The sequence below is a fragment of the Vibrio hangzhouensis genome (genome assembly GCF_900107935.1).
GTDB lineage: Bacteria > Pseudomonadota > Gammaproteobacteria > Enterobacterales > Vibrionaceae > Vibrio > Vibrio hangzhouensis.
The window spans coordinates 60,129-82,515 of the sequence record NZ_FNVG01000021.1 but is presented as its reverse complement, the minus strand read 5'-3'; the positions used below and the strand labels follow the sequence as shown (position 1 = coordinate 82,515).

Here is a 22,387-nt window from a genome sequence, read left to right as displayed (position 1 = left end):
AAGATTTTGTCGGCTCAATGAATACTGACTTCAAAACTACTAATGTAATTTTAAAGCTATTATCGTTCCAACAGAACGATAATGAATTGACTGTGCCAAGTCTTGCGACTTGAATTGGTCACTCAGTTCATTGAAACCAAATTTGATTCCGAAGAATCTAATTTTGATTATCATCAACGAGTGCCCACACAGATTGATAGGTTTATATTGTTAAAGAGCTTGTTTCGAGCTTCCCTCGAAACGGACGGCCATTTTAGCGAGATAAGTTGTCGTGTCAACCACTTTTTTCAACTTATTTTGCTAAGCTTCTTAGAAGCTTGAAGCCTTCTGACTCAGTGCGAACTTTCGTTTGCGTTCCCGTGTCAGCGAGGGGGCATTATAGAGATCGAAATTCCGTTGGCAACCCTTTTTTTAAAGTTTTTCGCTTTTTTTTCTCGTTCGCTCAAAAACAGTACAAAACGGCGCAAAACCCAACGTTTTCTTATTACAACTGTTGAAATTGCTCAGCGAATGCCGTCACTTTGTCCCAGTTGGTGTACTCCACTTCTTTCGAAGTGTCCGTTTCTCCTCCCGTCATCGTCATGATTAATTTAATCATGAACCGATCAAAAGCATTATAGCGGGGGTAATACAGGGCACCAGCGAAAACGCCTATCAGTGTCGGTTGCCATGGAGACTTCTTCAAAAACGTCTTTATATAGGCACTGCCCTCTGGAGTATCTTTTCCCTGGTCTTCTTTTCTCGCCGTCAGATTGACGCAAAAGAACGCGGCTTTCATCGAAGATAACTGTGTTTGATTCGCTGCTATAAACTGGTAGAGCTTTTTATTGAGATGCCCATAACGGATCGATGCGCCAATCAGCACTTTATCAAATTGATTAAGATTAACATCCAGGTTCTCATGCAGATTCACCATCTGGGCAGTATTGTGTCCTAACTGCTGAGCAATGCGCTCAATGATCTTTTTAGTTTGCCCCTCGCGTGAGGAATAGAGATATAAGACTTTTTCCACGAATTATCCTTAGCTGCGCCAAAACGCAGGGGTTAACAGTATCAGCAGCGTAAACACTTCTAATCGACCAAACAACATTGACACAATCAGCACCCATTTCGCCTTATCATTGATGTCGCCAAAATGCAGGGCTACTTCACCTAATCCAGGACCAAGATTATTCAGTGTCGCGGCAACGGCTGAAAACGCACTGAGTTCATCCATACCCGTGGCGATCAGTGCCAGCATACAAACAACAAACACAAGAGCATAAGCCGAAAAGAATCCCCAAACTGCGTCTACCACGCGCTGTGACAGGGCTGTTCCGCCGACTTTAATGGTATAAACCGCTCTGGGGTGAACCAGACGTTTCATCTCACGAGCACCTTGCAGGGTCAATAACAGGATACGAATCACTTTCATCCCACCTCCCGTTGAACCTGCACAGCCACCAATAAAAGAAGAAAACAACAGCAGTACCGGAAGGAACAACGGCCACTCCGAGAATCCAGTTGTGGTAAATCCTGCAGTAGTCGAGATAGAGACGGATTGGAACAAAGCCTGATCGAAAGCATCATAGACCGAGTTATAAGAGTGGTGTTCCAGTAAAATCAGGAAGCACACCAAAAACAGTACTGCCTGTATAAAGAGGAAAGCGCGAAACTCAGGGTCCTTCCAGTAATATTTGGGATGAACACCGCCAGAGGAGAATGCAGCAAAGTGCAAGGAGTAGTTACAGGCCGAAATCAGCAGGAACACGACCGTGATCATATTGATGGCCGGACTGTTAAAATATCCCATACTGGCATCATGAGTGGAGAAGCCACCGATCGCTATGGTAGAGAAGCTATGGGCGATGGCATCAAACGGCGTCATTCCGGCGACCCAAAACGCAGCAGCGCAGGCAATGGTCAGACTAAGATAGATGTACCAAAGTGCTTTGGCTGTCTCTGCAATCCGAGGGGTCATCTTGCTGTCTTTGACGGGCCCGGGAATTTCAGCCCGATACAACTGCATGCCACCGATACCCAGTACAGGTAGAATGGCAACGGCCAATACGATGATCCCCATACCACCAAACCACTGCAGTAACTGCCGGTAGAACAATATGGCTTTCGGTAATTCATCGAGACCAACGATGACAGTTGCCCCAGTAGTTGTTAAGGCAGAGAAAGACTCAAAGAACGCATCGGTGATCGATACCTTGGGAAAATCGGATATTAGAAACGGCAACGCGCCAGCGCTACCGATTACGGTCCAGAATAACACGACGATCAGAAAGCCATCTCGTGCTTTGAGCTCGTGCTTATGACGTCGGTTGGGGAGCCAGAAAATCGCACCACACACCAGAAGAACAAAGAACGTGGTGACAAAAGGCACACCCGCACCGTCACGATAGATCAGTGCGACAAGGGCAGGTGCTAACATTGACACACTGAACAGCGCGAGCAAAAGCCCTACAATGCGGATAATGGATCGAAATTGCATATAAGTTGAATGAAGCCGGAGCTTCGCTACGTCCTAGTTGTTTTCCACTGCGGAGACCATTGCCTTGGCTCCACTTTTATTAATTATGCTCTGCGTCAGTTCATCCGCGAAATTCACTTCAACTTCCACAATCAACACGACCTTATCTGTGTATTGGGATTCGACTTCAATCGCGTCATATCGACTCAGCTCTGCCTGGGCTATTGCCACAAATGCATAGTCTAACTCTAGTCGTAAATGAGTGGTGATTTTTTTTTCGATAGTTTGAATTAGCTTAAGTGCTTGTTGTACGCCACCACCATAGGCTTTAACTAATCCACCCGTTCCCAGTTTGATGCCGCCAGAATAGCGCGTGACCACCGCTGTCATCTCGCCAATGCCCGAACCACTTAACTGGGCCAGTATCGGCTTTCCAGCAGTGCCGGAAGGTTCACCATCATCACTAAACCCCCACATCATAGAGTTTTCGGGTCGCCCGGCAACAAACGCCCAACAGTTATGCCTGGCCGCACTATGCTCGCGTTTGACCTGATCAATGAACGCTTTGGCACTGTTGATACTGGGAGTATGAGCAAGTTGCGTGATAAACACACTTTTCTTAATTTCTTCTTCAAAAAGAACAGAATGCTCAGGTATCAGGTATGCAGTTGAGTTCATTAGCATTTGTCATGTTTGTAGCCTAAAAAGGGTATTCTACCACGAGCTTTAGCGATTGACTCGAAGATTGGACCATGGTCATAATGTTAAACAGTTGTTTAAAAAATGTATTGAAATTACTTTCAATGCAGTTCACACTAACATAACTGGTCTAACCAGATGTAAAAACTATAACAACCGCTTTCACACAATCACAGATTGTCTGTCACGGAGAAAGACAATGATTTACCAATCTGAAACTCTACAGGTAAAGGAAGTACGTAGCGGCATCGCCGAACTGTGCTTTAGCTCTCCCAAGTCGGTCAATAAACTTGATCTGGCTACTCTCGAAGCCCTGGATAAAGCTCTTGATGCATTAGCAGCATGGAATGACCTTAAAGGCCTTATCCTGACTACCGATAAAAGTGCCTTCATCGTGGGCGCAGACATTACCGAGTTCTTAGGTCTATTTGCTAAGCCAAAAGCCGAACTCAAGCAATGGTTGGGGTTCGCCAACAACATATTCAACAAACTGGAAGATCTGCCAGTCCCAACCCTTTCAGCACTTAAAGGTCATACCTTAGGTGGTGGCTGCGAATGCGTATTGGCGACAGATTTCCGAATCGGTGATAAAACCACCAGCATTGGTTTACCAGAAACCAAACTTGGCATCATGCCTGGATTTGGTGGCACTGTTCGCCTTCCGCGCTTGATCGGTGCTGACAGCGCCATGGAAATCATCACTCAAGGCAAAGCATGCCGTGCCAATGAAGCACTAAAGGTCGGCCTTCTTGATGCCATTGTGGATACCGATGCCTTGTACGAATCAGCGCTCAACACCATCGAACTTGCTATCAATGAAAAGATTGACTGGAAAGCACGCCGTCAGGCGAAAGTCTCTCCATTGACGCTTAGCAAGCTTGAATCAATGATGAGCTTTACCATGGCAAAAGGCCTTGTTGCCCAAAAAGCGGGACCACACTACCCAGCCCCTATGGCAGCCGTTAAAACCATTGAAGATGCTGCCCAAATGGGTCGTGATGATGCACTGGAAGTGGAAGCAAACTACTTCATTAATCTGGCTGGGTCAGATGTAGCAAATGCGCTGGTTGGCATTTTCCTCAATGATCAGTACATCAAAGGTCTGGCGAAGAAAGCAGCTAAATCAGGTAAAGAAACTGAACGTGCTGCCGTATTGGGCGCGGGTATCATGGGTGGCGGTATCGCTTTCCAATCAGCGCTTAAAGGTGTGCCTGTCATTATGAAGGACATTGCTCAAGCATCGTTAGAGCTAGGCATGACCGAAGCATCCAAACTACTCAACAAACGCCTGCAACGTGGACGTATCGACGGATTTAAGATGGCTGGCGTACTCGCCTCTATTACCCCTAGCCTGCATTACGCAGGTATTGAGCAAAGCGATGTCATCGTTGAAGCTGTGGTGGAGAATCCAAAGATCAAGGCTGCGGTACTGAGCGAAGTAGAAGAACTTGTTGGTGAAGGTACGGTTATCGCATCGAATACCTCAACGATTCCTATCAATACGCTGGCAAAATCGCTGAAACGCCCAGAAAACTTCTGCGGTATGCATTTCTTCAACCCGGTGCACCGTATGCCATTGGTCGAAATCATTCGTGGTGAACACACTTCAGAAGAAACCATCAATCGTGTCGTTGCCTATGCCGCGAAGATGGGTAAATCACCAATCGTGGTAAACGATTGTCCGGGCTTCTTCGTCAACCGCGTGCTATTCCCATACTTTGGCGGCTTCAGTCAACTGCTCAGTGATGGTGCCAACTTTATCCAGATCGACAAAGTGATGGAGCGTAAGTTCGGCTGGCCAATGGGACCGGCATATCTGCTGGATGTTGTCGGCATCGATACCGCGCATCACGCACAGGCAGTAATGGCCGAGGGCTTCCCGGAGCGCATGGCAAAAGATCAGCGTGATGCTATCGACGTGTTATTTGAAAACACTCGATATGGTCAGAAAAATGGTTCTGGCTTCTACGCTTACACCACAGACAAACGTGGTCGCCCTAAGAAAGCGCCAAGTGAAGACATTAACGCTCTGCTCGAAGCGGTCAGCAAACCAGCACAGGCGTTTGACGACGATACCATTATTCAGCGCATGATGATTCCAATGATCAATGAAGTAGCACTTTGCCTGGAAGAAGGCATCATTGCTACACCTCAAGAAGCCGATATGGCGCTGGTTTACGGTCTGGGCTTCCCTCCATTTAGAGGTGGTGTGTTCCGCTACCTAGACAGTATCGGTATCGATAACTACGTTGTGATGGCGAAGCAATATGAGTCGCTAGGTGCGATGTACAAGGTGCCTCAGTCGCTGGTCGATATGGCAAGCTTTGGCAAGCGCTTCTATGACGTGCAGCAAGCTAGCTCACTGTAACCACCGATTGGATGAGGAATATCAAAATGAAAAATGTTGTCGTTGTTGATTGTCTTCGTACACCCATGGGTCGTTCCAAGGGTGGTGCATTTAGACATCAGCGTGCTGAAGACTTATCGGCACATCTAATGAAAGGTATCTTGGCTCGCAACCCACAAGTAAAGCCAGAAGAGATTGAAGATATCTACTGGGGCTGTGTACAGCAAACTCTGGAGCAAGGTTTTAACGTTGCTCGTAATGCTGCGCTACTGGCCGGGCTACCTATTGAAATTGGTGCGGTCACGGTAAACCGTCTGTGTGGCTCATCCATGCAGGCCCTGCACGATGCAGCGCGCTCCATTATGGTTGGCGACGCCGATATCTGCCTGATTGGTGGTGTCGAACACATGGGTCACGTACCTATGACTCACGGTGTTGATTTCCACCCGCAACTGTCGAAAAATGTAGCTAAAGCAGCGGGAATGATGGGACTTACAGCAGAAATGTTGGGTAAGTTACATGGCATTAGCCGCGAGCAGCAGGATGAATTTGCAGCTCGTAGCCACCAACGCGCACAGGCCGCAACAGTAGAGGGTCGTTTCAAAAACGAAATCCTGCCGACAGAAGGGCATGCTGAAGACGGCTCCCTGTTTACGCTGGATTACGATGAAGTCATTCGTCCAGAAACCAATGTTGAAGGTTTGTCTCAGCTTCGTCCGGTGTTTGATCCGGCCAATGGTACGGTCACTGCTGGCACATCCTCTGCGCTGTCTGATGGTGCGTCTGCAATGCTTATCATGAGCGAGGACAAAGCCAAAGAGCTGGGTTTGAAAATTCGAGCCAAGATCCGTTCAATGGCCATCGCAGGTTGCGATCCATCGATCATGGGCTACGGACCGGTTCCTGCGACGCAAAAAGCGCTTAAGCGCGCCGGTTTGACGATGGACGATATCGATATTGTTGAGCTTAACGAAGCCTTTGCCGCTCAGTCCCTGCCTTGTGCCAAAGATCTAGGCCTGCTAGAAGTAGTTGATGAGAAGGTCAACCTTAACGGTGGAGCGATAGCTCTGGGTCACCCACTGGGCTGCTCAGGCTCTCGTATCTCCACCACCCTTATCAATATCATGGAAGACAAAGACGCAAAAATTGGTCTGGCTACCATGTGTATTGGTCTGGGTCAGGGCATTGCAACCATCTTTGAACGCCCTTAACTTTCAGAGAAACTAAACAACAGCTCCGCTTGCGGGGCTGTTTTTATATATGCATGTGATGCATGTATCTAATGTTGAAGTTTCATTGTTTATTTCCCTGTTTGTCACCTACACTTGGCTGCAGATAACACGTCAACTCATTGGAGAACACCATGTTCAAAGCACTGTTACTTAACCAAGAAGACAAGAAAACCATCGCGACCATTTCTCAGGTTGACGAGTCACAGCTTCCCGAAGGTAATGTAAAAATAGATGTAAAATATTCATCTTTGAACTACAAAGATGGGTTGGCGATTACTGGTAAAGGTAAAATTATCCGCAATTTCCCTATGGTTCCGGGTATCGACCTCTCTGGCGTCGTGTCTCAATCAGAAGACCCTCGCTACAAGGAAGGTGACGAAGTGGTACTTACGGGCTGGGGCGTCGGTGAAAACCATTGGGGCGGCATGGCTGAAAAAGCGAGTCTGAACGGCGACTGGCTTGTCCCTATGCCAGTAGGGCTGGATGCGGAGAAAGTCATGGCTATCGGTACCGCTGGTTTCACCGCTATGCTCTGTGTACAAGCCATCGTTGATGCTGGTGTAAAACCGGAAGACGGGGAAGTGCTGGTCACAGGAGCCAGTGGTGGCGTCGGCAGCGTGTCAGTCACACTGCTTAATCAATTGGGCTATAAAGTAGCAGCAGTAACGGGTCGTGCATCGGAAAATGGTGAGCTACTTAAGTCGCTAGGCGCAGCTCGCATCGTTGAGCGCAGTGAACTGGAAGAGCCAGCGAAACCTCTTGAACGTCAATTATGGGCCGCCGCCGTAGATACAGTAGGCAGCAAACTGCTGGCCAAAGTACTGGCGCAAATGAACTATAACGGTGTAGTTGCGGCTTGCGGTCTGGCGGGAGGCTTTGATCTACCCACAACGGTAATGCCATTTATCCTGCGTAATGTGCGCCTGCAAGGCGTGGATTCAGTAATGTGCCCACGTGAGAAACGCATCAAAGCGTGGGAACAGTTAGCAGCCCTGCTTCCGGAGTCATTCTATGCGCAGGCCAGCAAAACCGTAGCGTTGGAAGAAGCAATTCAAGCTGCTGAAGACATTACTAATGGCGCTGTCACCGGGCGAGTCACTATCAAGATCTAAGCAGGTTAAAATTTCCACTGACCTCCCCTGAACAAGGGGGGTAACCTAATCCTTTGTCATCGCCCACTCCGTGAGTGGGCCCCTATCCCAACCCTACATCCTCAATTCGTTTCGCAATCAACTTTCCGCACTCCTCCTTGAGCACCGAGCGCAACCATTGCTGCGACTCCGAGGTATCACAACGTGTATGCCAGATAAGTGAATAATCAAACGGTGTAAAAGCAAAGGGCAGTGGCTTAATCACCAGGTCATAACGGTCCGCCACCAAATAGGCCAGGTCCGCCGGTACGGTAATGATGAGTGGCATGCTATCAACAATGGCCAGCGCTGCTTCAAGGTGGTAGGCACGCAATACCATTCTGCGCGCTTTCTGGTTAATCAATGCCGCATCCAGTAATGCTTTCACGCCATCACTGATAGCAATCATCGCATGGGGAGCGTTAATATAGTCTTCCAGAGACAAGGGGTGACTCGCCAATGGATGCTGCTTAGATACCAGACAGGATACACCCACTTGCCCCAGAATGTCCTGATGTAGGGGAGCCACAGACCCTGAAGGTCGGCAGATGGCCATATCGACCTTATCTGTACTTAACTGTTTGAACAGATTTTCGTGCTGAAGTGGAGCGAACTCCAGTGAAATATTAGGGGCCAGCTGATAAACCTTAGGCAGAGCATAGGGAAGAATGGTCTGCATGGCGTAGTCCGTAGTCGCAATCAGGAAGCGTTCATTGCAATAGAACGGGTTGAACTCTGTTGGTGTCAGCAGTTGGCGGAAAGCCTCCAATGGCTGATCAATTTGCTTGCAGATTTCCACCGCCTTGCGGGTTGGTATAAGGCGCTGTCCTTGTCGAGTAAATAACGGATCGTTAAGCAGTTCTCGCAGTCGACCCAAGACCCGGCTCGTTGCAGACTGACTGAGGCTCAGGCGAACCGCAGCCTGGCTTACGCTGCCCTCTTCCACTAACACTTTTAGCGCAACTAACAAATTGAGATCACGACGATAAATTTCTTCGAGTTCCATAAACGCTTCCTACCTTATTATTCTCCTAGTGTACACGTAGCAAGCGCCCCTTTACCTAGCTCCAGATAAAAAAAATCCCGCCTTTCAGCGGGGAAGCCCAAGAAAATGGGGATAGTGTCGGAATGTCGTATAGTGTGTTAATAAGTTAAAATTGCAAAATGTTTATAAATTGTTAATTTTCCTGTTCTTCCGAAACATCTTGCCAACGCCGCATTTCGATCCAAATACCAAAAATGGCAGCGCTTAAACCTAATAGAGGCATTGCGCTAGGCTCTACTGAAGTCTTGAGTACCAGGGCACAGAAGGCGATAAAGCACAGCACTGAGTATATCGTTAATCTGTCTAAAGTGGTCAACATAGCTACTCCCTCGCTTCTTTGTTACCAACTTGTTAAATAAAGTTAAAACAAAAAAAACCATTTGCCAAGAGTTATTGCATATTTTTTCTTCATAAGTAGAATTTGAGCTGTTTTTTAGATAGAAAGAGCGCATCATGACAATCAATACAGACCTTGCAACGCAAACACTCGAAGCTGAAGGATTGCGCTGCCCAGAGCCAGTGATGATGGTCAGGAAGACAATTCGAAAAATGGAAGACGGTGAAGTGTTGTTAGTGAAAGCTGACGACCCCTCCACAACGCGAGACATTCCAAGCTTTTGCCGGTTCATGGATCACCAGCTAGTTGGGGCACAAACCGACGCTATCCCCTACCTTTATCTGATTAAGAAAGGTCTGGCATAAAAGATCAAAAAAGGCTGCACAATGCAGCCTTTTTACTATTCGTCATACTCTATGGTGCGCATTTCCGATTGCAGTTTCTTCAACTGCTTTTGCATCGAGCGCAGTTCATTGTGCATCGGGATCAGATGTTGAACTCGAATCCAAGATTCTACCGTCAGTCCAACCATAATGATGGCACCAACCACCATGGGTATCCACATATCGGTCAATACCATCCCCAAAAGCGTCAAGACCAAGCCAAAAGTAAATAGGCGGCTTTGACTCTGTGCGGTCATTCCTGTGTAACGTGTAAGCATAGTTGTTGCCCTCTCGCTAGGATCCACATAGTTAAATTACCATGACAATTATGACACTAATATGTCATTCATCACGAAATCCACCAGATTAGCGCAAGAGTTTGATCCCGATTAATTTTTATTAGCATGTTGATATTGTTATTAAAAAATAGCAGCCCCTATCGCCAGGCCGACGAACAATATGGCGGTAATTCTGCGAATCCAGTCAAGAGGTAGTTTGTCTGCAGATAACTTACCAATCAACACAACCGGTACGTTTGCCAACAGCATACCAATCGTCGTCCCGAGCACGACCCAGGTCAGCGCATCCGAGTACTGCGCACCAAGAATGGACGTCGCTATTTGGGTCTTGTCACCGATTTCTGCGATAAAAAAGGCAATGAAGCTCGCCACGAAAGGGCCTCTGTTGGAAATGCTTTCATCATCATCCAACTTATCTGGGATCAGCACCCAGGCTGCCATCGCGAGAAAACTGGCCACCACCACCCATTTCAGGACCTCAGGCGACAAATAGTCAGCCACCACGACCCCTAACCAGGCAGCAAGGGCATGATTGGCAATCGTTGCCAGGAAAATGGCAGCAATAATTGGAATTGGTTTACGGTAACGACTGGCCAATAACAAGGATAGAAGCTGGGTTTTGTCCCCAATCTCGGCTAACGCAACAGTTGTAATTGAAATAGCTAAAACGCTCACGACATGCTCTAAGGGGCAGGGATTATAGTATTTAACCTATAGACAAACCTCGCGCCCCACCCCGGTTCACGATGTTTATCTATGGTCTTGCTAAACTTGCAGGCACAAGTCTCGAACGCCATGGTGATTTTGCACCAATTATGTTGACGAACGAATTCTGACTCTTGTTAGAGTCGGAATAAGCTACTCCCCAAAGATGGCGGCATTGTAATCACTCTGGGTATCAAATTCAACAATCTTACTGCGACCAAACCTCAATCACGCCAATAAATGCGAAAAACCGACCTTTTTTCGTCCAACGATGATTAATTAACCACTTTTACCTCTACTACCCCAAGGAATTACTGGGTATACTTGATCGTTATTTTTATCTTTCAGACAGAACTTTTTCGAAGAAGAATCGCGCGAATTGACTATGCAAAAATACGATATCAAAACCTTCCAGGGAATGATCCTCGCGCTGCAGGATTATTGGGCACAAAATGGCTGTACCATTGTGCAACCGCTAGATATGGAAGTAGGTGCTGGCACCTCTCACCCAATGACATGTCTGCGTGCACTTGGCCCAGAGCCAATGTCGACAGCTTACGTTCAACCTTCTCGTCGTCCCACTGACGGCCGTTATGGTGAAAACCCGAACCGTCTTCAGCACTACTATCAATTCCAGGTAGCGTTGAAGCCTTCTCCTGACAACATCCAGGAACTGTATCTGGGCTCACTTGAAGTTCTTGGTATCGACCCACTGGTGCACGATATTCGCTTCGTAGAAGATAACTGGGAAAACCCGACATTGGGTGCATGGGGCCTTGGCTGGGAAGTGTGGCTTAACGGCATGGAAGTGACTCAGTTCACTTACTTCCAACAAGTTGGCGGCCTGGAGTGTAAGCCAGTAACAGGTGAAATCACGTATGGTATCGAGCGTCTGGCTATGTATATCCAAGAGGTTGACTCTGTTTACGATCTTGTCTGGAACATGGCACCAGACGGCAGCGCCGTTACTTACGGTGACATCTTCCACCAAAACGAGGTTGAGCAGTCAACGTACAACTTCGAGCACGCTGACGTCGATTTCCTATTCACTTACTTTGATCAGTGTGAAAAAGAAACTAAACAGCTGCTAGAGCTAGAGAAGCCTCTTCCTCTACCAGCTTACGAGCGCATTCTTAAAGCAGCACACGCATTCAACATCCTGGACGCGCGCAAAGCTATCTCTGTAACAGAACGCCAACGTTACATCCTTCGTATCCGCAACCTGACTAAAGCAGTTGCAGAAGCATATTACGCATCACGTGAAGCACTAGGCTTCCCAATGCTTAAGAAGGACGAGGAGAAGTAATCATGGCAAAAGAATTTCTAATTGAACTGGGTACTGAAGAGCTACCACCAACGCAGCTTCGTACTCTAGCAGAAGCTTTCGCAGCCAACTTCGAAGCAGAGCTTAAAGGTGCTAACCTCGCACACGAAGGTGTGAAATGGTACGCCGCGCCTCGTCGTCTAGCGCTTAAAGTCGCTGGTCTTGCAGAAGGCCAGGCAGACAAAGTGGTTGAAAAGCGTGGTCCGGCAGTTTCTGTGGCATTCGATGCTGACGGCAACGCGACCAAAGCCGCGCAAGGCTGGGCTCGTGGCAACGGCATCACCGTTGATCAGGCAGACCGTCTAAAAACAGACAAAGGCGAATGGCTATTGTTCAAACAAGAAGTCAAAGGCCAGGCAACGACTGAAATCGTTGTCGACCTAGCAGCAAAAGCACTCGCCAACCTACCAATCGCTAAGCCAATGCGTTGGGGTGACAAGACGACTCAATTTATCCGTCCTGTTAAGACGCTGACGATGCTAATGGGCTCTGACCTTATTGAAGGCGAAATCCTGGGCGTGGCATCAGACCGCACTATCCGTGGTCACCGCTTCATGGGTGAGCAAGAGTTCACCATCGATTCTGCCGAGCAGTACCCAGCGATCCTAGAAGAGCGCGGTAAAGTCATGGCCGATTACGAAGCGCGTAAAGCTATCATCCTGGCGGATTCTCAAAAAGCTGCGGCTGCTGTTGGCGGCGTGGCTGACCTAGAAGATGACCTGGTTGAAGAAGTCACGTCTCTGGTTGAATGGCCAGTTGTTCTGACGGCGAAGTTCGAAGAAGAGTTCCTAAAAGTACCTTCTGAGGCTTTGGTTTACACCATGAAAGGTGACCAGAAGTACTTCCCAGTTTATGACGAAAACAACAAGCTGCTACCAAACTTCATCTTCGTCTCTAACATCGAGTCAAAAGAGCCTCGCCACGTTATCGAAGGGAACGAAAAGGTAGTACGTCCACGTCTGGCGGATGCAGAATTCTTCTTTAACACGGACCGTAAGCGCCCGCTTATCGACCGTCTTCCAGAGCTAGAACAAGCGGTATTCCAGAAGCAGCTTGGTACTATCAAAGACAAAACCGATCGCATCACCGCCCTGTCTGGTTACATCGCTAAGCTGATTGATGCTGACGTTGATAAAGCGACACGTGCAGGCCTGTTGGCAAAATGCGACCTGATGACCTCTATGGTATTCGAATTTACCGATACTCAGGGTGTGATGGGTATGCACTACGCGACGCACGATGGTGAAGATGAGCAAGTTGCTCTGGCACTTTACGAGCAATACATGCCTCGCTTTGCTGGTGATGACCTGCCAAGTACTGGCATTTCTTCTGCCGTTGCTATGGCAGACAAACTCGACACCATCGTCGGTATCTTTGGCATTGGCCAGGCACCAAAAGGTTCGGACCCGTTTGCACTTCGTCGTGCCTCTCTGGGTGTGCTGCGTATCATCGTGGAAAACGGCTATAACCTGGATCTTGTCAACCTTATTCGTGAAGCGAAAATCCAGTTTGGTACTAAGCTCACCAACGACAACGTAGAGCAAGACGTGATCGACTTTATGCTAGGCCGCTTTAACGCATGGTACAAAGACGAAGGCTTCAGTGTAGATATCATCCAAGCGGTACTAGCACGTCGTCCGACTAAACCCGCTGACTTCGACCAACGCGTTAAAGCGGTATCTCACTTCCGTGAGCTAGAAGCAGCAGAAGCGCTCGCTGCAGCCAACAAGCGTGTTGGTAACATCTTAGCGAAATTCGACGGTGAACTGGCGGCTGAGATTGATCTTGCTCTTCTGCAAGAAGATGCGGAGAAGACGCTAGCTGAGAACGTTGAAGTGATGACAGAAGCACTTGAGCCAGCATTCGCAACCGGCAACTATCAAGAAGCGCTAAGCAAACTTGCTGACCTGCGTGAGCCAGTTGATGCATTCTTCGATAACGTAATGGTTATGGTGGATGACGAAGCGCTGAAGAAAAACCGTCTGACGCTGCTGAACAACCTGCGTAACCTGTTCTTGCAGATTGCGGACATCTCGCTACTGCAAAAATAACGGTTCGCCGTAAACGAAAAAAGGAAGCTGTTGAGCTTCCTTTTTTTTGACCTATGACGACAGGGCATTGCACTTGGCCAGATCAAAGTGCTCTTCTCGCCCGCCTTTGCCTTTATAGCCCATTTTAATGACAAATCCCTTGAGCAACAGATAGTACATAGTTTCGCAAGACCAGGTATAGCTGTTCTGTTTGATGACCGAAGTGCGCCACTTGTACCCATGAGGCAAAGTTTGGTAGTAAGTGATGTACCCCTCATCGGTCACCGTCAGTTGATCGATATGTGCCAGGTTTTCTCTGGCCCGTTCAATATCCAGGCGACTCGCCGTTGGGCTGCTGAGTTGCTCAAACGTGCCACTACAGGCCGTCAACACTACAGCCATCATCATGATTTTCAGTAACCTAACCATACAAACTCCATTTTATAAATTTACTTACGCATACTACTTTGTTTTGCCACCAGCCAATACCACCAAAAATCAATAACTTGCCACAGCAGGAAAAATCACCACCCACAGCTGATAAACTTATAACTAAGCGCGTTTTTGGCGACACATGGAATTGTTTCTTGCGTTACGAAAACAATAAGGTATGTTCAGAATACTGGGTTAGCTCAGGCATTCTCTGACTGCGTACTCACAGCGAATTCTAATATCTAGGTAAATACAACAATGCAATTCTCGAAGTTTGGTGAAAAATTCAATCGTTATTCCGGCATTACCCAATTGATGGACGACCTTAATGATGGTCTGCGCACGCCTGGTGCCATCATGCTCGGCGGTGGCAATCCTGCTGCCATTCCGGCAATGCTCGATTATTTTCGTCAGGCCAGTGAGGATATGCTCGCAAGCGGTGACCTGGTCGCCGCTATGACCAACTATGATGGCCCACAGGGAAAGGATGCCTTTGTTAAGGCTCTGGCCCAGTTGTTAAGAGATTCCTATGGTTGGTCGATCACCGAGAAAAACATCAGTCTGACCAACGGCAGTCAAAGTGGTTTCTTTTATCTGTTCAATCTGTTAGCTGGAAAGCAGACCGATGGCTCACACAAGAAAATCCTGCTGCCCATCGCACCGGAGTACATCGGCTACGGTGATGCGGGAATCGATGAAGACATCTTCGTTTCCTACCAGCCAGAGATCGAGTTATTAGACGGTGGGTTGTTTAAATACCATGTAGACTTCGAACACCTGAAAATTGATGACAGCGTTGCTGCTATCTGCGCTTCACGTCCGACAAACCCGACGGGTAATGTACTGACCGACGAGGAAATTCATAAACTGGATCAGTTGGCCCGAGCCAACAATATCCCACTGATTATCGACAATGCCTACGGCTTGCCTTTCCCGAATATTATCTTTGAAGATGTTGCGCCATTCTGGAATGACAATACGATTCTCTGTATGAGCCTGTCTAAGTTGGGATTGCCGGGATTGCGCTGCGGCATTGTAATTGCCAGTGAAGAGATCACTCAGGCGATGACGAACATGAATGGCATCATTAGTCTGGCGCCGGGCAGTTTTGGCCCAGCACTTGCTAACCATATGATCGAAAAAGGCGATATTCTAGAGCTAAGCTCAAATGTCATTAAACCTTTTTACCAACAAAAGTCTCAACGTGCGGTCGAGTTGCTTCAATCAGCCATCACCGACTCAAGATTTCGAATCCACAAACCGGAAGGCGCAATATTCCTGTGGTTATGGTTTGATGAATTGCCCATAACTACAATGGAACTCTACCAGCGACTGAAAGCCCGTGGGGTGTTAATTGTACCGGGTGAATATTTTTTCATTGGCCAGGAAGATGAATGGGATCATGCGCACCAATGCCTGCGCATGAACTACGTTCAAGACGACGACAAGATGCAGCAAGGTATCGCCATTATTGCCGAAGAAGTCGCCAAAGCCTACCAACAGTCATCGTAACGTCTCGGTTACGTAATCATGATGATCGGCCTTCACGCCGATCATCAACAGATTAAACCAAGATAATATCGGCACGCATACTGTAGAGAATGAACAGCACTTCCTCCTGCTCTCTTTGAGCTATGCCATTTTTATTCATCGCAGCCAACGCATCGTCAAGAACCGCGACGAACTCAATGGCAGAAATATTCATCCCCTGATGCACAGAGCGCATGTCTTTACCGGTGTACAAATTGGGTCCCCCCGTACCGGTGATGAAAAATTCCGAGACGACTTTCTTTAAACGGGTAGTGTCAGATTGAGCAAATCTTGGTGCAATCAGAGGGTTGCTAAGATGTAAGTCAACGATGTCTGCCGAGATTTGGGTTATCGTTTCAGTGCCACCCAGTCTGTCATATAACGTATCAGCCATGGTTCAGTCTCCTTCCGGTGCTTTGTTGGCTACAGGCACCATAATGTGAGCATAAGGTGTGTCTTTCCACATGACGTAAGGCCCGCCGTTAAAAGGGTCATCGCTTATCCCTTTCAGAAGCGCTTTGGGCACGACGATCATCAAATGTGGTCCTTCTTTGACCCAGACATCACCGTTGTTAGGATCGGTTGCCGCGGGATTGCTGTTACTGACGTAAGCGTCCCCCTGCATCATATAGGAAATGCCAATTCTATCCGTTTCGAAGGGTTCGCCTTTGGCCGCTGCACTCAGCAACTGTGACCATACAGAGTCAACACACATCGGATGTTGATCACCGGGTATCACGGGTACGCCCGGATAACAATGCCAATATTCATTGCCCGACTGCAGCACACTGCCATCCATATCAAGAATAGTCGCTTTTTGACTCAGGTCGGAATGCGCTGCACTTTGCGCTCGTTCTACCTTGGCGCTCTCAGCCAATGCAGAACATGTTACCGCTAGCAATCCCACCAGAATATAACCAGATGTTGAAGTCATAATTCCTCCCACACAATCAGTACTACAACATCCATAAAGATAGTAACTGAACTCGACTATAATTATGGGATCTTGATGAAGATTGCATGGGGAAAGGATGAGTAACCTGCACCACACATCGGCGCCTTGTTCCGACTCTGTGACAATTAAACAGAGCCGTCGTCAGGAACTGGCAACCTTATCCTCTCTACTCAAGCCTTTCGGACCCGACATCATCGGTGTACATGGCATTGCAGGCATCGGAAAAACGACCTTAATCAATACCTGGTTTGATCAGCATATCAATCGCTGTATCCGGCTTGACTGTCGTCTGATTGAACCCACACCAAGGGCCTTTTTACATGAGATTGCCCGCCAGACACATACTGAACAGACGACGGACTCCATTTCGCAAGCATTAGCAGGTTTAAATAATGCGGGTATTGATGTCATCGTCCTGGATCAGTTTGAGTCACTGAACTTACTGGAGAGCTGGCTTCGACTGGAGTTCCTACCTTGCGCCGACAAACACCTAAAACTCATTTTTTGTGGGCGATTGCCGCCAGACAATCAATGGATATTCAGCCCACCAAGCGGCATGAGCTATCAAGGTCTAAAATTAACCGGTTTGGCCACTGACATCGCTGTTCGGTATCTCTGTGGCCGCGGGCATGATGCGGATACCGCCAATGCAATTAACCATTTTGCCCAAGGGCACCCACTGGCGTTACGGCTAGCAAGCAATGCCATTCTGGAGCAGCCCACCCGCTCACTCCACGTCGCCCCCCCAAGCCAGATCATTCATACACTGGTGCAGTACTTCATCGAAGATATTCAAGATCCTGACTTAACCAACGCGCTCTATGCCAGTTCAGTCGTCCGTCGCATCACCGAGCCATTGCTGAGCACCATGCTCGATGTGCAAGCAGCTCAAAGCGGCTGGTTGTATCAAACACTGACGCAACTGGACGTGATTGAAATTCATGAAGACGGCTGCTCGCTGCACGAGACGTTAAGAAACGCGCTCAGTTCAGAAATGAAGATCCACTCTCCGGATAAATACCGAATCTACCGCCATCGCGCCAGCCAATGGCTTATGTCAGAGTTTCAAAGTGCCACGTACGGGCAGATGTGGCGTTTTACCGCTGACTTACTCTACCTCATTGAAAACCGGGTGATTAGAGATGCTTTCTTCCCCCCCTTTGATAAGCGCGCGTTCAGTGTCGAACCTGCCATTCCATCCGATGAAAATGCGTTGATGGCGATCATCAAGCAACATGAACCAGAGGCCTTAGAGGTATATCAGCGATGGTGGCACAAACAGACACAAGCGTTTCACTGTGTCAAAGATGCGTCCGGCGCGATTGTTGGCTTTTACTGCCTGTTGAAATCCAAACAGATCCCCATCGAACAGTTATATCAGGATCCCCTGACCCGCTATTGGCTGACGCATCTGTCTGACACTACCTCATTGCAAAATGACCATGAACACATTTTTATTCGACGCTGGTTATCCATGCAGGACGGTGAATCACTCAGTGCTGTTCAGGCAGCTTGCTGGCTGGATATCAAGCGCACGTATCTGGAATTAAATCCAAAGCTGCATCGGGTGTATCTGACACTCAATGATCTCAAACCCTACGCAACGGTCGCCTCTCAACTCGGCTTTCAGGTACTGGAACAGAGTCAGACACTGGGGACACGCGACTATTACAGCGCGATGCTCGATATGGGTCCGGGATCGGTCACAGGGTGGATCGCTTCCCATCTAATCCGGGAAATTGAAGATGCTCAATCCTCCACACCATTTCCTGAGTGGTTTGACACTGCCGCCAAACAGCTTCGCTTCGGAGCCACCATCACCGACCTCACACCGCTCGAATTTGGTACGCTGTACATGTTGGTCGAGAACAAAGGCTCCGCCATATCACGTAAGTCACTGCTCAGTCAGGTCTGGGGGATAGAATACGATGGCGCCAGTAATGTTGTGGATACCATCATTTTGTCACTGCGTAAAAAAATGAAATCCAAAGCTAAATTGATACAGTCCGTCAGGGGGACAGGGTATCGCTTTACCGACAGTGAGCATGACCGCTAGCCTGAGTCATGCGTAAACAGGAATAAAAAAAGAGCGCCGCCTTTTCAGACTCAGTGCGCTCTTTCACTCTTTATGACTCGCTGGTTAGCCTTCGATGAGCTTGTTACCACCAATCTCAATCTTACGTGGCTGCATCGCTTCTGGGATCTCGCGTTCAAGGTCAATGTGCAGCAAGCCATTTTCCATGCTCGCACCGACGACTTTCACGTAATCTGCTAACTGGAACTTACGCTCAAAATCGCGCTCTGCGATGCCTTGATACACGTAGCTTTTGCCTTCTTCAGCTTTACGCTCACCTTTAACAATCAGCATGTTCTCTTTTTGAGTCAGATCGAGTTGGTCTTCAGCAAAGCCAGCCACAGCCATAGTAATGCGGAAGTGGTTCTCGTCTTGTTGTTCGATGTTGTATGGAGGGTAACCGCCAGAAGAGTTTTTCGCTGAGTTCGCTTCCATCATGTTAAATAGACGATCGAAGCCAATTGCGTTGCGGTATAAAGGAGTGAAATCTACAGTTCTCATCATGCTATCCTCATAGTAAGCAATAGTCTTAGCCGTGAGTATTCACAAGCACCAAGTCTATAAACAGGTGCCGTGGCGACTAAGGGATTCATTCACCACTCCACTGACAGCCTTGCTGTTCGGGGACGTAGCAACAAATCAAGTTTTTTAAGTGTGCCGTTAAAGTTATCCTCCACTGAGCGATACTTTGCAGGCGTTTAAAAGGTCTGTTTCTTCTCTCTTGAGCAAGACAGCGCCCTCTTCATAACTAGATATAGGGATGGCGAAAATCGCTTTCAAGGAATTTTCTTAAATTATTTTTATAACAGTTACTTTTCATAGAGTTAAAAACAAAAAAGACCGTCATCGGAGACAGTCTTTTCGTATCTTTAGATTGTTTTATCGAAGCTGGGAGAGCTTAGTCCAAGGAGAAGGCGCACAGTTTATAGGCATAAATGAGCACCTTCGACGCAGAAATCAGTTCACCTAGCGAAGAGAAAGCAATCTAAACGTCCAGGTTGGCTACTTTAAGTGCGTTCTCTTCAATGAAGTTACGACGAGGCTCAACCTGGTCACCCATTAGCGTTGTAAACAGCTGGTCTGCACCAACCGCATCTTCAATCGTTACTTGCATCATGCGACGAGTTTCTGGGTCCATTGTGGTTTCCCAAAGCTGGTCTGGGTTCATCTCACCTAGACCTTTGTAGCGCTGCAGACTCAAACCACGACGCGACTCTTTGATTAGCCAGTTAAGCGCATCTTCAAAATGGCTCACAGGTTGAGTACGCTCACCACGTTTCACGTAAGCGCCCTCTTCAATCAGACCTTCTAACGCTTCAGACAGAGCGGCTAGTTTGCCGTATTCTTTCGAGTTCAGCAGGTCAATACTCAGCACGTGCTCATGTGTCACACCGTGAGTACGCACGATCACTTTTGGTAGGTTAACACCAAGCTCAGCGTGCTGCTCTACTTCGAAGCTGTACTGGCTCGCGCCGACTTCTTTCGCGTTTAGCTGCTCGATTAGCTGCTTAGTCCATGCTTCGACAGCCGTGGTATCGTTGCACTGCTCAGCCGTTAGGCGTGGCGTGTACATGAATTCACTCACTAGCGCGTGTGGGTAACGACGAGCCATACGATTTGCAATCTTCACAGCACCGTTGAATTGCTGCACTAACTTCTCTAATGCCTCTCCTGCTAGCGCTGGGGCTTCAGGGTTCACGTGCAGAGCCGCATTATCCAGTGCCAGAGATACCTGATACTGGCTCATCGCGTCTTCGTCTTTAATGTACTGCTCTTGCTTGCCTTTCTTCACTTTGTAAAGCGGTGGCTGAGCAATGTACACATAACCACGCTCGATAAGCTCTGGCATTTGACGGTAGAAGAAAGTCAACAGCAGCGTACGGATGTGAGAGCCATCGACGTCCGCATCGGTCATGATGATGATGTTGTGATAACGCAGTTTATCTGGGTTGTACTCGTCACGGCCGATACCACAGCCAAGTGCCGTGATAAGCGTTGCCACTTCTTGTGAAGAAAGCATCTTATCGAAACGCGCTTTCTCAACGTTTAGGATCTTACCTTTCAGTGGAAGAATCGCTTGGTTCTTACGGTTACGACCCTGCTTAGCACTACCGCCCGCAGAGTCACCCTCCACTATGTACAGTTCAGAAAGCGCTGGGTCTTTCTCTTGGCAGTCAGCCAGCTTGCCTGGCAGGCCAGCCAGATCTAGCGCACCTTTACGACGTGTCATTTCACGCGCTTTACGCGCGGCATCACGAGCACGAGCGGCGTCAATGATCTTGGTACAAACAATCTTCGCTTCACCTGGGTTCTCAACCAGGAACTCAGACAGCTTTTCGCCCATTGCCGATTCAACCGCAGATTTCACTTCAGAAGAAACCAGCTTGTCTTTGGTTTGGCTTGAGAATTTCGGATCGGGTACTTTTACCGATACGATAGCGGTCAGACCTTCACGAGCATCATCACCGGATGTCGCCGTCTTCGCTTTCTTAGAGAAACCCTCTTTATCCATGAACGAGTTCAGCGTACGCGTCAGTGCTGCACGGAAACCCGCAAGGTGAGTACCACCATCACGCTGAGGAATGTTGTTGGTAAAGCAGTAAATGTTTTCTTGGTAGCCATCGTTCCACTGCATAGCAACTTCAACCGTGATGCCATCATCACGCTCGTTATCAAAGTGGAAGATTTTCTGAATAATTGGAGTTTTGTTGGTATTTAGGTGCTCAACAAACGCCTGGATACCACCTTCAAACATGAAGTGATCCATTTTGTCTTCTTCGCGCTTATCGATAAGCTTGATCGATACACCCGAGTTTAGGAACGACAGTTCACGTAGACGTTTAGCAAGAATATCGTAGTGAAATTCTACGTTTGAGAACGTATCTTCACTTGGCCAGAATCGGATCTCTGTACCGGTTTTGTCGGTATCACCAATCACAGTTAGTGGCGCCTCTGGCTCACCATGGTGATAAGTTTGAGTATGAACTTGACCGCCGCGATGGATAGTCAGCGTCACCTGCTTAGACAGTGCGTTTACTACTGAAACACCTACACCATGCAGACCACCCGATACCTTGTATGAGTTATCATCGAACTTACCACCAGCGTGAAGTACTGTCATGATAACTTCGGCAGCAGACACTTGCTCTTCTGGGTGCATTTCCGTTGGGATACCACGGCCGTCATCGCTAACAGAAACGGAGTTGTCCTCATGAATAGTGACGATAATGTCGTTACAGTGACCTGCTAACGCTTCATCAATTGAGTTATCAACCACCTCAAAAACCATGTGGTGTAGACCGGTTCCATCGTCTGTGTCGCCGATGTACATTCCCGGACGCTTACGTACCGCATCCAGACCCTTTAGTACCTTAATACTCGATGAATCGTAATTTTCTGACATGAGT

The 22,387-nt window shown here is 48.0% G+C and carries 20 protein-coding genes; 8 read left to right on the top strand and 12 right to left on the bottom strand.

Annotation, left to right across the window (positions count from 1 at the left end; translation table 11 throughout):
* Positions 1–484 precede the first annotated feature (484 nt).
* Genes hemG through C4S60_RS17945 form a run of 3 tightly spaced genes read right to left on the bottom strand, consistent with a single transcriptional unit; the run spans position 485 to position 3,136 of the window.
* Positions 485–1,012, bottom strand: coding sequence for a menaquinone-dependent protoporphyrinogen IX dehydrogenase (gene hemG, locus C4S60_RS17955; protein ID WP_103881734.1), 528 nt, complete (start codon positions 1,010–1,012; stop codon positions 485–487).
* Positions 1,013–1,021: 9 nt separating this feature from the next.
* Positions 1,022–2,479, bottom strand: a complete 1,458-nt coding sequence (locus C4S60_RS17950; protein ID WP_103881733.1) for a TrkH family potassium uptake protein — start codon at positions 2,477–2,479, stop codon at positions 1,022–1,024.
* Positions 2,480–2,512: 33 nt separating this feature from the next.
* Positions 2,513–3,136: a YigZ family protein gene (locus C4S60_RS17945; RefSeq protein WP_103881732.1), complete on the bottom strand. Its 624-nt coding sequence runs from the start codon at positions 3,134–3,136 to the stop codon at positions 2,513–2,515.
* A 220-nt stretch (positions 3,137–3,356) separates the two neighbouring features.
* Between C4S60_RS17945 and fadB the strand changes: the two genes are divergently transcribed.
* The 3 genes from fadB to acuI all read left to right on the top strand — a co-directional run bounded on the left by fadB (position 3,357) and on the right by acuI (position 7,848).
* Positions 3,357–5,525, top strand: a complete 2,169-nt coding sequence (fadB, locus tag C4S60_RS17940) for a fatty acid oxidation complex subunit alpha FadB (protein ID WP_103881731.1) — start codon at positions 3,357–3,359, stop codon at positions 5,523–5,525.
* 26 nt (positions 5,526–5,551) lie between these two features.
* Positions 5,552–6,715 carry an acetyl-CoA C-acyltransferase FadA gene (gene fadA / locus C4S60_RS17935; RefSeq protein ID WP_103881730.1) on the top strand — a complete coding sequence of 388 codons (1,164 nt, stop codon included), beginning with the start codon at positions 5,552–5,554 and terminating at the stop codon, positions 6,713–6,715.
* 152 nt (positions 6,716–6,867) lie between these two features.
* Positions 6,868–7,848, top strand: a complete 981-nt coding sequence (gene acuI / locus C4S60_RS17930) for an acrylyl-CoA reductase (NADPH) (RefSeq protein WP_103881729.1) — start codon at positions 6,868–6,870, stop codon at positions 7,846–7,848.
* A gap of 82 nt (positions 7,849–7,930) precedes the next feature.
* On the opposite strand, the gene C4S60_RS17925 is transcribed toward acuI, so the two are convergent.
* Positions 7,931–8,872 (bottom strand): LysR family transcriptional regulator, encoded by a 942-nt coding sequence (locus C4S60_RS17925; protein WP_103881728.1) that lies wholly within the window; start codon positions 8,870–8,872, stop codon positions 7,931–7,933.
* 172 nt (positions 8,873–9,044) lie between these two features.
* Positions 9,045–9,230, bottom strand: a complete 186-nt coding sequence (locus C4S60_RS17920) for a hypothetical protein (protein ID WP_103881727.1) — start codon at positions 9,228–9,230, stop codon at positions 9,045–9,047.
* Positions 9,231–9,364: 134 nt separating this feature from the next.
* On the opposite strand from C4S60_RS17920, the gene tusA reads away from it, so the two are divergent.
* Positions 9,365–9,613, top strand: coding sequence for a sulfurtransferase TusA (gene tusA / locus C4S60_RS17915; protein ID WP_103881726.1), 249 nt, complete (start codon positions 9,365–9,367; stop codon positions 9,611–9,613).
* Positions 9,614–9,648: 35 nt separating this feature from the next.
* Here tusA and C4S60_RS17910 read toward each other — a convergent pair whose 3' ends face one another.
* Entirely contained in the window at positions 9,649–9,909 is a 261-nt protein-coding gene (locus tag C4S60_RS17910) for a hypothetical protein (RefSeq protein ID WP_103881725.1), read from the bottom strand.
* A 141-nt stretch (positions 9,910–10,050) separates the two neighbouring features.
* Positions 10,051–10,605, bottom strand: coding sequence for a TMEM165/GDT1 family protein (locus C4S60_RS17905; RefSeq protein ID WP_103881724.1), 555 nt, complete (start codon positions 10,603–10,605; stop codon positions 10,051–10,053).
* 415 nt (positions 10,606–11,020) lie between these two features.
* Here C4S60_RS17905 and glyQ point away from each other — a divergent pair, with 415 nt between their 5' ends.
* Together glyQ and glyS are read left to right on the top strand one after the other, a co-directional pair.
* Positions 11,021–11,941, top strand: a complete 921-nt coding sequence (gene glyQ / locus C4S60_RS17900) for a glycine--tRNA ligase subunit alpha (protein ID WP_103881723.1) — start codon at positions 11,021–11,023, stop codon at positions 11,939–11,941.
* A 2-nt stretch (positions 11,942–11,943) separates the two neighbouring features.
* A complete protein-coding gene (glyS, locus tag C4S60_RS17895; protein ID WP_103881722.1) occupies positions 11,944–14,010 on the top strand; it encodes a glycine--tRNA ligase subunit beta in 2,067 nt (688 codons plus the stop codon).
* A gap of 51 nt (positions 14,011–14,061) precedes the next feature.
* Here the strand turns inward: glyS and C4S60_RS17890 are convergent, their stop codons facing one another.
* Positions 14,062–14,418 (bottom strand): hypothetical protein, encoded by a 357-nt coding sequence (locus C4S60_RS17890; protein WP_103881721.1) that lies wholly within the window; start codon positions 14,416–14,418, stop codon positions 14,062–14,064.
* Between the two features lie 261 nt (positions 14,419–14,679).
* Here C4S60_RS17890 and C4S60_RS17885 point away from each other — a divergent pair, with 261 nt between their 5' ends.
* Positions 14,680–15,933, top strand: a complete 1,254-nt coding sequence (locus tag C4S60_RS17885) for a valine--pyruvate transaminase (protein WP_103881720.1) — start codon at positions 14,680–14,682, stop codon at positions 15,931–15,933.
* 52 nt (positions 15,934–15,985) lie between these two features.
* Here C4S60_RS17885 and C4S60_RS17880 read toward each other — a convergent pair whose 3' ends face one another.
* Together C4S60_RS17880 and C4S60_RS17875 are read right to left on the bottom strand one after the other, a co-directional pair.
* Entirely contained in the window at positions 15,986–16,345 is a 360-nt protein-coding gene (locus C4S60_RS17880) for a group I truncated hemoglobin (protein ID WP_103881719.1), read from the bottom strand.
* Positions 16,346–16,348: 3 nt separating this feature from the next.
* Positions 16,349–16,885 (bottom strand): hypothetical protein, encoded by a 537-nt coding sequence (locus tag C4S60_RS17875; RefSeq protein WP_103881718.1) that lies wholly within the window; start codon positions 16,883–16,885, stop codon positions 16,349–16,351.
* 97 nt (positions 16,886–16,982) lie between these two features.
* Between C4S60_RS17875 and C4S60_RS17870 the strand changes: the two genes are divergently transcribed.
* The gene (locus tag C4S60_RS17870) at positions 16,983–18,962 is read left to right on the top strand and encodes a winged helix-turn-helix domain-containing protein (protein WP_103881717.1); all 1,980 of its coding nucleotides are present in this window, start codon (positions 16,983–16,985) and stop codon (positions 18,960–18,962) included.
* A gap of 84 nt (positions 18,963–19,046) precedes the next feature.
* Here C4S60_RS17870 and C4S60_RS17865 read toward each other — a convergent pair whose 3' ends face one another.
* Together C4S60_RS17865 and gyrB are read right to left on the bottom strand one after the other, a co-directional pair.
* Complete coding sequence (locus C4S60_RS17865; protein WP_103881739.1) at positions 19,047–19,481, bottom strand: Hsp20 family protein; 435 nt, start codon at positions 19,479–19,481, stop codon at positions 19,047–19,049.
* Between the two features lie 484 nt (positions 19,482–19,965).
* Positions 19,966–22,383: a DNA topoisomerase (ATP-hydrolyzing) subunit B gene (gyrB, locus tag C4S60_RS17860; RefSeq protein WP_103881716.1), complete on the bottom strand. Its 2,418-nt coding sequence runs from the start codon at positions 22,381–22,383 to the stop codon at positions 19,966–19,968.
* Between the last annotated feature and the right edge of the window lie 4 nt (positions 22,384–22,387).

Coding starts and splice junctions, on each gene's coding strand:
- C4S60_RS17950 (WP_103881733.1), bottom strand. CDS start 2,479: ATGCAATTTCGATCCATTATCCGCATTGTAGGGCTTTTGCTCGCGCTG.
- C4S60_RS17945 (WP_103881732.1), bottom strand. CDS start 3,136: ATGAACTCAACTGCATACCTGATACCTGAGCATTCTGTTCTTTTTGAA.
- fadB (WP_103881731.1), top strand. CDS start 3,357: ATGATTTACCAATCTGAAACTCTACAGGTAAAGGAAGTACGTAGCGGC.
- fadA (WP_103881730.1), top strand. CDS start 5,552: ATGAAAAATGTTGTCGTTGTTGATTGTCTTCGTACACCCATGGGTCGT.
- acuI (WP_103881729.1), top strand. CDS start 6,868: ATGTTCAAAGCACTGTTACTTAACCAAGAAGACAAGAAAACCATCGCG.
- C4S60_RS17925 (WP_103881728.1), bottom strand. CDS start 8,872: ATGGAACTCGAAGAAATTTATCGTCGTGATCTCAATTTGTTAGTTGCG.
- C4S60_RS17920 (WP_103881727.1), bottom strand. CDS start 9,230: ATGTTGACCACTTTAGACAGATTAACGATATACTCAGTGCTGTGCTTT.
- tusA (WP_103881726.1), top strand. CDS start 9,365: ATGACAATCAATACAGACCTTGCAACGCAAACACTCGAAGCTGAAGGA.
- C4S60_RS17910 (WP_103881725.1), bottom strand. CDS start 9,909: ATGCTTACACGTTACACAGGAATGACCGCACAGAGTCAAAGCCGCCTA.
- glyQ (WP_103881723.1), top strand. CDS start 11,021: ATGCAAAAATACGATATCAAAACCTTCCAGGGAATGATCCTCGCGCTG.
- glyS (WP_103881722.1), top strand. CDS start 11,944: ATGGCAAAAGAATTTCTAATTGAACTGGGTACTGAAGAGCTACCACCA.
- C4S60_RS17890 (WP_103881721.1), bottom strand. CDS start 14,418: ATGGTTAGGTTACTGAAAATCATGATGATGGCTGTAGTGTTGACGGCC.
- C4S60_RS17885 (WP_103881720.1), top strand. CDS start 14,680: ATGCAATTCTCGAAGTTTGGTGAAAAATTCAATCGTTATTCCGGCATT.
- C4S60_RS17880 (WP_103881719.1), bottom strand. CDS start 16,345: ATGGCTGATACGTTATATGACAGACTGGGTGGCACTGAAACGATAACC.
- C4S60_RS17875 (WP_103881718.1), bottom strand. CDS start 16,885: ATGACTTCAACATCTGGTTATATTCTGGTGGGATTGCTAGCGGTAACA.
- C4S60_RS17870 (WP_103881717.1), top strand. CDS start 16,983: ATGAGTAACCTGCACCACACATCGGCGCCTTGTTCCGACTCTGTGACA.
- C4S60_RS17865 (WP_103881739.1), bottom strand. CDS start 19,481: ATGAGAACTGTAGATTTCACTCCTTTATACCGCAACGCAATTGGCTTC.
- gyrB (WP_103881716.1), bottom strand. CDS start 22,383: ATGTCAGAAAATTACGATTCATCGAGTATTAAGGTACTAAAGGGTCTG.